6 protein-coding genes are annotated in these 8,002 nt (G+C 39.9%); 5 read left to right on the top strand and 1 reads right to left on the bottom strand.

Annotated elements, in window-relative coordinates:
* Window positions 1-156 precede the first annotated feature (156 nt).
* Window positions 157-1,341: a hypothetical protein gene (locus M23134_RS23445; protein WP_045114191.1), complete on the top strand. Its 1,185-nt coding sequence runs from the start codon at window positions 157-159 to the stop codon at window positions 1,339-1,341.
* A gap of 158 nt (window positions 1,342-1,499) precedes the next feature.
* Here the strand turns inward: M23134_RS23445 and M23134_RS23450 are convergent, their stop codons facing one another.
* Complete coding sequence (locus tag M23134_RS23450) at window positions 1,500-2,231, bottom strand: SGNH/GDSL hydrolase family protein (protein ID WP_002700196.1); 732 nt, start codon at window positions 2,229-2,231, stop codon at window positions 1,500-1,502.
* Window positions 2,232-2,548: 317 nt separating this feature from the next.
* Between M23134_RS23450 and M23134_RS38780 the strand changes: the two genes are divergently transcribed.
* From M23134_RS38780 to M23134_RS23475, 4 genes are all read left to right on the top strand, one after another.
* Complete coding sequence (locus M23134_RS38780; RefSeq protein WP_053337366.1) at window positions 2,549-2,920, top strand: hypothetical protein; 372 nt, start codon at window positions 2,549-2,551, stop codon at window positions 2,918-2,920.
* Between the two features lie 248 nt (window positions 2,921-3,168).
* On the top strand, window positions 3,169-5,466 hold the full coding sequence (locus tag M23134_RS23460; RefSeq protein ID WP_002700202.1) for a TonB-dependent receptor: 2,298 nt from the start codon (window positions 3,169-3,171) through the stop codon (window positions 5,464-5,466).
* 61 nt (window positions 5,467-5,527) lie between these two features.
* Window positions 5,528-6,775 (top strand): PepSY-associated TM helix domain-containing protein, encoded by a 1,248-nt coding sequence (locus M23134_RS23465; protein WP_002700204.1) that lies wholly within the window; start codon window positions 5,528-5,530, stop codon window positions 6,773-6,775.
* A 461-nt stretch (window positions 6,776-7,236) separates the two neighbouring features.
* Window positions 7,237-8,002, top strand: a 766-nt coding sequence (locus tag M23134_RS23475; RefSeq protein ID WP_002700208.1) for a hypothetical protein, incomplete at its 3' end; no start/stop codon positions are given.

Here is an 8,002-nt window from a genome sequence, read left to right on the forward strand (position 1 = left end):
GAATCTGACCGCTAAAAAGTAGTGTTTTAAGTAGGTTTGCAAAGTGATATTTTCTACATTAGACAAACAGGTTAGCGTAACTACCCAAGTTACTTTACCCGAAACTATCAACTTTAAAAATACGAACTTATACTCAAATTTAAACGCTTAAAAACAATGAAAAAGTATCACTTAGTAATACTTGCATGCATATTATTGGGATCATTTACTGCTTTTGGTCAAAGCAAACTAAAACCGCACTATAAGGGCTACGATATTTTTTCTGCCGGGAGCTATGTCTATGTGGTGAGGTCTGATATTGGTTACTTTCTAAGGGCAAAACGCTTGGATGGAGCGAACACCACAAAAAGTGAGATCTTTCCAGTGAACGAAGCATTGTCTAATGGCAATGGATATCTTGGGTTGAATAGAATATCGGACGGAAAACTGAAGGGAACGCGTTGTGTGGTACGGGATACTATATACTCGACATACCGAAACTTTGGTAAAACAAAAGGAAAGTTTAAAAACATAGGCTCAGAGGAGGCAAAAAACGGTGATCACTATTTTGCTGTGGGAGTAAGAAAAGGCAATAAACCCAGAAGAATTTATGTCATTAAAGGCAATAAGTTTTACAGGTTTAAAAGTTTGAAGGACCGAAAACCAGAAAAAGGGTTTGATGGGGTTGATCTTCCAAAAGAATTACAAACTGATTCTACCGAAAAAGATGAGATTGTAGCCATTTGGGGGCGAAGTAAGTACATTTATGTGTTAAAAAATACTGAGTTTGGTCCATTAATCTATCGAACTTTAGATTTGCGTAGACCTTTCTCTACTGTTGTGTCTGCGCCTAATAATGGAGTGAGAAATTTTCTGATTGGTGGGTTAACTGCCAAACAAGGGGGGAAAACTTCTATAGTTTGGAAAAGCATAAGTGGGGCATTTCCTTTTTGTAATACAAGTTCAAACCAAAGTAGTGAAGTTGCCGCTCCAAAAGTGTCGGAGAGCATTACAGTTGGGTTTGTAAAAGGGTCTACCTCCTCGATCGAAAAAAACTGGTCGGTAACTGCCACTGTAGGTATGGAAACAGGAGGGCTGGGAGCATTGGTAGCCTCTGCCCATGCCGAATTGTCAACTACCTATGGTGGTGCCTCAGTAAAAACAAAATCCAAAGAATGGTCAACCCAAAATACCACTACTGTTAACCTTGATGAAGGCAAGCTGGTAAAAGGTGGGCAATGTATTGGGTATTGGCAAGGTCAAATGCACATCAATAATAAGTTGGTAATGACAACAGGGATTTATTTTACAGATACCAAAAGCCCTCCTGAAGAAGAGCCCGCTTTCTTTAATGTAAAATAGTTGTTTTAGTACTTTAAAGCGTTGTTTTTAAAGTTCAGGACAACGAATCGAGTGCATAAAAACTACTTGTTTTTTTGCCAGATCATACACTTAGCCCATAACTAAATTGGGCTAAGTTTTATACTCAAGGGTGAAAAAAAAACAATTTATCTAATACTTTACTTTAGGCGAAGTACTAGCTTAATCATCGCCTTAAACGAAGCCCGATTGTCAACCCACTGCCAATAGTCTTTGATATTCATTTGCTGAAAGCCTTCGCCTGGGTATAGTGTATGAAAAATAGTCAACGCCGCCAAAAAACTACCCGCCCTTGAAGGGTGAAAATTGTCAGCTCCATATAACTTTACTTTTTTATATGCTTGCTGGTAGGCTTTCCAAACCACCCCTACCGGGAACAAAAGTGCCTGATTGACCTGAGCAGCATGGCTATAGTTGGCAATCACCCCATCAAAAGTAGGGTAATACCATTTGGCAGGCCACACCATATAAAAGCCCAGTGCAGCGCCCACCTTGCGACAAATTGTTTGATATTTCTTGCCATATGTTACCAGCGATTGTTTGCCATCACTTTGAGACGAAGGTCCTTGTTGAACAATGACATATTGAATATTACCTTTTTTGATCAATGCCTGTACTCTTCCTTCGTTCCAGTGATCTTCGAGGGCATAGTTAGGCTTACAAAGCGAAATCATTGTTGCTGATTTGCCAAACTTCCCCATGATATATTTCAAAATATTGGGTAAATCGTTGGTATAAGTCAGGCTGTTGCCCACAAACAGTATTGTAGGCGCAGGAGCGTCTATAGGTTTGACCGCTCTAGAGTGGGTAGACGGCTTGGCGCAAGCAACACAGCTAATAACTAATACAAATAGCCAAGGTGATCTTTTCATACAGTTTGGTAATTGATTTGAGCCACAAAATAAGGATCTATAGCGCCTCATTCACCTAAAAATCGCTGAACTGATTGTTTTTTTCGGTGAGTTGTAGCCTGTCATTTTGAACACAGTGAAAAATCTGCTTGGTTGGGTGAGGCTTGATTGATTTACTAATGTAACTTGGTTTTTGTAAAAACTTGAAAATGAGTAGACTAAAACAGGCAATCATGAGTCCTTAAGGTACAATTTATTGAAGAAGAGTATTCTTCTGAGCGTATTTTTTCATTTTATGTTAGGTCAGTAATCTAAAAAGAAATAATTTTACCGCTATTGTGAAAAAGGTAATTTCCATATCATTAATTTTTGTGCTGCTGCTGCCAAACCTTCAACGGGTTTGGATTCTAATTGATTTTAAGGTCAATCAAGATTTTATCGCCAAGGTGCTTTGTATCAACAAAGAGAAACCCAAACTTGCCTGTCATGGTAGTTGCCATCTTTCTAAAAAATTGCAGGAACAAAAGAAACAAGAGAAAAAACAAGTTCCTCAATCTCAGAAAGACACCCATAACATCTTGTTTTTTAGCAAGGCGTTGACCAAGGTGAACTGCGCTTATCTCGACCTCGGGCAACTTGTGGGTTATTACCCTGGTTTCCGCTCTTTTGACTTACCCAACAAAATCTTCCACCCCCCTCAGACTTCTTAAATTTTTCTGGTAACTATTTGATATTTTCTGACAGTGTTTCATTGGTTAGCCTGGCTTTGCCATGCTTAAAAAATGACACCTGTCAATAGAAAAATCTCTGAGCTATTACGCCAGCGATTTTTATCAAACAGATTAACAATTCCCCTTAAGACTATTCCAGTAGGTAATCAATTGGCATTGCCTTCAAGCGGGGGACACACCCTCTTATTGTCTAATGTTTATCATATTAAACAGAAATAATTTAAGCAATGAAATATATAATTTTTTGTGCAGCTTTATGTTTGGCAAGCATCCATTCTTTTGCCCAAACCATTCATGGAACCATTTCTGATCAAGAATCTGGTGAAGTCATACCTTTTGCCACAATTTATAACATGCAGCAAAAAACAGGGGTGACCACCAATACCCTCGGACAGTTTAGTATAATAGCGAATATACAGGCAGATTCTCTCACCATTTCATGCATAGGGTATCAGGCGATTACGGTGTTAGCCAGGAATCCATTAAATATTCAACTTACCCCTAATGCGCTGACCCTCAATGAAGTAGTAGTTAGTGTAAATCGGGAGCACGAAAGAAGAACAGAAGCGCCAGTAGCTATTAGTTCTATTTCGTCCAAAACCATTGAAGAAAACAAACCCACTACCATAGACCAGGTCTTGAATCAAGTGCCTGGAGTAAACATGGTAGCATTAGGAAGTGAACAACATACCATGAGTATTCGTCGTCCTATCGATTTTGGAGCATCCTATCTGTACCTCGAAGACGGTGTTCCGATCAGAACTTCAGGCGTATTTAACCACAATGCTTTGCTTGAGATCAACATGGCCAACACCAGCCGAATTGAGATCATTCGGGGGCCTGCATCAAGCATGTATGGGAGCGAGGCCATTGGGGGAGCGGTTAATTTTATCAGCAGAAAATCTTCAGCTCTATTTACCGCAGGAATAAGTGTGCAAGGCAATGATATTGGCTACAAAAGAACTGATTTTTATGCTTCTAACAGTTTTGGCAAAAAACTGGGCGTTCGGGTTTCAGGCTATTATGCCGATCAGAGAGATGGAGTGGTCAGTCATTCCGATTTTGACAAATTGGCTTTGAGTTTATCGGCTACTTATTCTATTTCAAAAAATACTGAACTGGTATGGAGCAACACTTTGATTGATTATTATGCGCAAATGTCAGGTTCACTAGACAGCACCAATTTTTATAGTAAAACCTATACCTCGAACCACACTTTTACCAATCGCCAGGTAGATGCTTTTCGTACCAAACTTGCTTTGAATCATTACTGGAATGACCAGGCTAAATCTACTGTTACGGGCTACTACCGAAATAACTCTGTCAAACAAAACCCTTCATATCGGGTAAGAGACGATTTCAGACCCTGGATTCCTTCTGGAAACCCTCGCCTGGCTCATGGCGAAGTCAACGATAATAGCTTTAACAGCTATGGTTTGATCATGCAGCACAAACAAGATTTTTCCTGGCTTAATAGTAGTTTGATTGTTGGGGGGAGCTTTGATTACAGCCCTAACACTTACCAGGCACATTACATCCAAGTCAACAAAAACGATGAAGGTGTTTATGATTCGTTTACCAAAACAGATAGCTTATTGGCCGATTATGGCGCCAACCTTACTAACGTGGCGGCTTATGCCCAAATTAAGTTAAGCCCACTCAAAGGGCTGAATATTATTGGTGCTTTGCGATATGACCAGTTTAACTATAGTTTTGACAATCATCTGGGAGCCAATGCTTTCACGGCAGTGTTGGATGGCAAGAATACTTTTAGTCAATTTACGCCCAAGATTGGTTTAACCTATGACTTTAAAAACAACCGTGGGATATATGTTAACTACAGCCAAGGTTTTGTTCCTCCTCAAGTGACCGAATTGTATAGAGGCAATGAGGTGCCAACCTTGAAGCCCGTTTATTACAATAATTTAGAGCTGGGTGGCTGGGTTACTTTTGCCAACGAGAAGGCCAAGCTTGACGTGAGCGTTTATAAAATGGATGGATTCAATGAAATTATCTCGGTATTACAGGACGACGGCTCGACCATTCGTCAAAATGCCGGCGAAACCACCCACCAAGGAGTTGAGTATGGGCTAAATTTCTTTCCTCACCCTGATCTAAAGTTCAGGCTAAGCGGCACCAATGCTTTGCACAAATTCATCGACTTTAACGAATCAGGGGAAGACTTTTCTGGCAACAAAATGCCCCAGGCACCTGAGTGGATCGCCAATGCTCAGGTGACCTATACTCCTCGTTTTTTCAAAGGGTTTAGAGTAAGTCTTGAGTGGCAACACATCGATGAATACTTCATGGACCAACGCAACACCAAAACCTACCGCGGACATGACATCTTAAATGTGAGAGTGGGCTATACCCGCAAGTCGTTTGAAATATGGGCTAACCTGCTCAATACCACTAATGAATTGTACTCAACGGTGGCTCGGGCTACCGCTTGGGGACAATCTTATTCATTGGGTCGTCCTCGCAATATTAATATTGGCATTGCTTATAAATTCCAACAAAAATAATGACCACAGGATCAGAAGCTGCTTGCGTAGGTAAAGCAGCTTCTAATACTTTCTTAACTATATGAAAAAAAATAAATTACATCGTTGGATTTGGAGGTGGCATTTTATAGGCGGAATAATTAGCTTACCTATTGTAATATTACTTTCCATTACTGGTGCGATTTACTTATTTAAAGGGTCTTACGAGCGAACAGACCAACAATCTTTGAAGCAGGTAAAGCCACAAACCCAAAAAATAAGCTTTGACAAACAATGGGAAATTGCCAGAAAAAACTGGAGAAGAGTTCCTGGTGGCGTAGTTTTACCAACCCATCAAAACCAGGCTACTGAATTTGTTTCAGGACGGTTTTCGGGTAAGTCCAGCCTTTTTGTAAATCCTTACAATGGAAACATTCAAGGCAAATGGCAGATAAACCAGACTGATATGTACAAAGTACGCAAGCTGCACGGGGAGCTATTGCTGGGGGGGTATGGTACCAAAGTAGTCGAGCTAGTCGCCAGCTGGATGGTAGTATTGCTGCTCACTGGTCTCTATTTGTTTTGGCCCCAGGAGCGGGGTTGGAGAAGCTTATTTACAGTACGCTTCAAGGCTTCTCGACGTATTTTGTTTCGCGATTTGCACGCAGTATCTGGGTTTTGGTTTTCGCTTTTGCTATTACTTATCCTGGCAGGCGGGCTACCCTGGACTGATGTATGGGGCAGTGGTTTTAAATGGGTGCATAATCAAACCAACACCGGGTTTCCAGCCGCATGGCAAAGCCGACAATTTCAGTCTACCCCACAAGGCAAACCGCTCACGCTGGATGCAATGATGGCTCAAGCCCAGGCTTTAAAGTTACCAGGAGAAGTTACCTTAAGCTTGCCAACTTCCAAAAAATCGGTGTTCAGTGTATCTAATAAAACCCATCAGCTTTCAAAAATGGCTAAATACCACTTCGATCGTTACTCAGGTGAGCAACTTCATCGTGCTACCTGGGACGACATTGGGGTGATGATGAAAGCCAGGCTATGGGCAATGGCGTTTCATCAAGGCGAGTTTGGGTTTTGGAACTGGTGGCTGGTCTTTTTCACAGCCATTGGTTTGTTGTTTTTGAGCGTGATGGCCTTGCTGTCTTATGCCAAAAGAAAACGCAAAGGAGAATGGAGCATTCCGGCAGCGCCTACCAATTGGCAAGTAGGTAAAGGAATGGTAGCCCTCATTATATTTTTAGGGATATTTTTTCCTCTATTTGGCCTGAGTGTTATCATTATTTTTATTGCCAATGGTGTGAGCCATCGGGTAATGAAAACCACCAAAACTTTAACATAGCAATGCTGGTTTGTTTCTGTGTTTTTTCATGAAAAAATGCTATCTGTTTTAACAGTTTTGGTAAGTATCAATCAGACGGTTAAGCGGTAGGCCTAATAAATTATAAATGCCAAAAGCGATTTTCCCAAATCAGGGGAAGTCGCTTTTTTAGCTTTAACCCCTGCCTAAAATATGCCTGTTTTTAAGCAGCAAGGAGCCAATTTTACAAAAGAGTTAACCTGTTGTCTATACTGCCAAAAAAACTGAATAAATAATGGGCTCTTTTGATAAAACACTGTACTCCTGGTTGTATTATTAATGAAGCTTTCAAAACCTTCTTTGGTAAGTTTGAATGGGTCAAGCATAGTTAGGTTTACAAAACTAAATTACCTAAATTTAGACTACAAGCATTCAGGTTAATCGACCTGAAACTATCCACTTTACAATACGAACTTATTTTTTACTTTAAATAGCTTGATAAAATGAACAAACATCTATTCACCCTCTTTGCTTGTATACAACTCATTTCTTTTGCCACATTTGGTCAAAGTAAATTGAAACCACACTACAAAGGCTATGATATTTTTTCTACCAGAAAATATGTTTATATAGTACGTACCGATTTAGGGTGTTTTCTAAGGGCAAAAAAACTGGGTGGTTCAAACACAACTAAGAGCGAGATATTTCCTTTAAATGAAGCCTTGGGCAATGCCAAACATTATGTTGGATATACAAACAGAAAAGGCGAAGATAGTAAACGCTGTGCAGTCTGGGAGAATACCTATTCAACACACAAAAACTTTGGCGATGCAAAGGGTAAAGTTAAAGACATAGGATCACCTTTGGCAAAAAATGGTGATCATTACTTTGCTTTAAGTACAGAAGAAATGGGCAAGGTGGTGTATGTAATTAAGGGTTTTAAATATTATGTATTTAAAAGCTTGTCATCTACAAAGACTTTGAATGAGGGAGTACTTCCTAAAAAGTTGCAAAGTGATGTTGTAGCATTTTGGGGAAGAAAAAAGTACATATATATATTAAAAAATACTAAAGAACGTGGCCCTTTAATTTATAGAGCTACTGCCAGCATACTAAACAATATGAAACCTCAACTATCTTCTACTGTGTCAGCACCTAATATTGGGGTAAGAAATTTTTTGATTGGTGGGCTCACCGCCAAAAAAAATGGAGGAACCTCAGCAGTATGGAAAAGTGTGAGTAGTGCTTTTCCTTTTTGTAATGACAGTA

The sequence above is a fragment of the Microscilla marina ATCC 23134 genome (genome assembly GCF_000169175.1).
GTDB classification, from domain to species: domain Bacteria; phylum Bacteroidota; class Bacteroidia; order Cytophagales; family Microscillaceae; genus Microscilla; species Microscilla marina.

Bases quoted from the DNA above. Each gene is read 5' to 3' on its own strand.
- M23134_RS23445 (WP_045114191.1), top strand. From the start codon at position 157: ATGAAAAAGTATCACTTAGTAATACTTGCATGCATATTATTGGGATCA.
- M23134_RS23465 (WP_002700204.1), top strand. From the start codon at position 5,528: ATGAAAAAAAATAAATTACATCGTTGGATTTGGAGGTGGCATTTTATA.
- M23134_RS23450 (WP_002700196.1), bottom strand. From the start codon at position 2,231: ATGAAAAGATCACCTTGGCTATTTGTATTAGTTATTAGCTGTGTTGCT.
- M23134_RS23460 (WP_002700202.1), top strand. From the start codon at position 3,169: ATGAAATATATAATTTTTTGTGCAGCTTTATGTTTGGCAAGCATCCAT.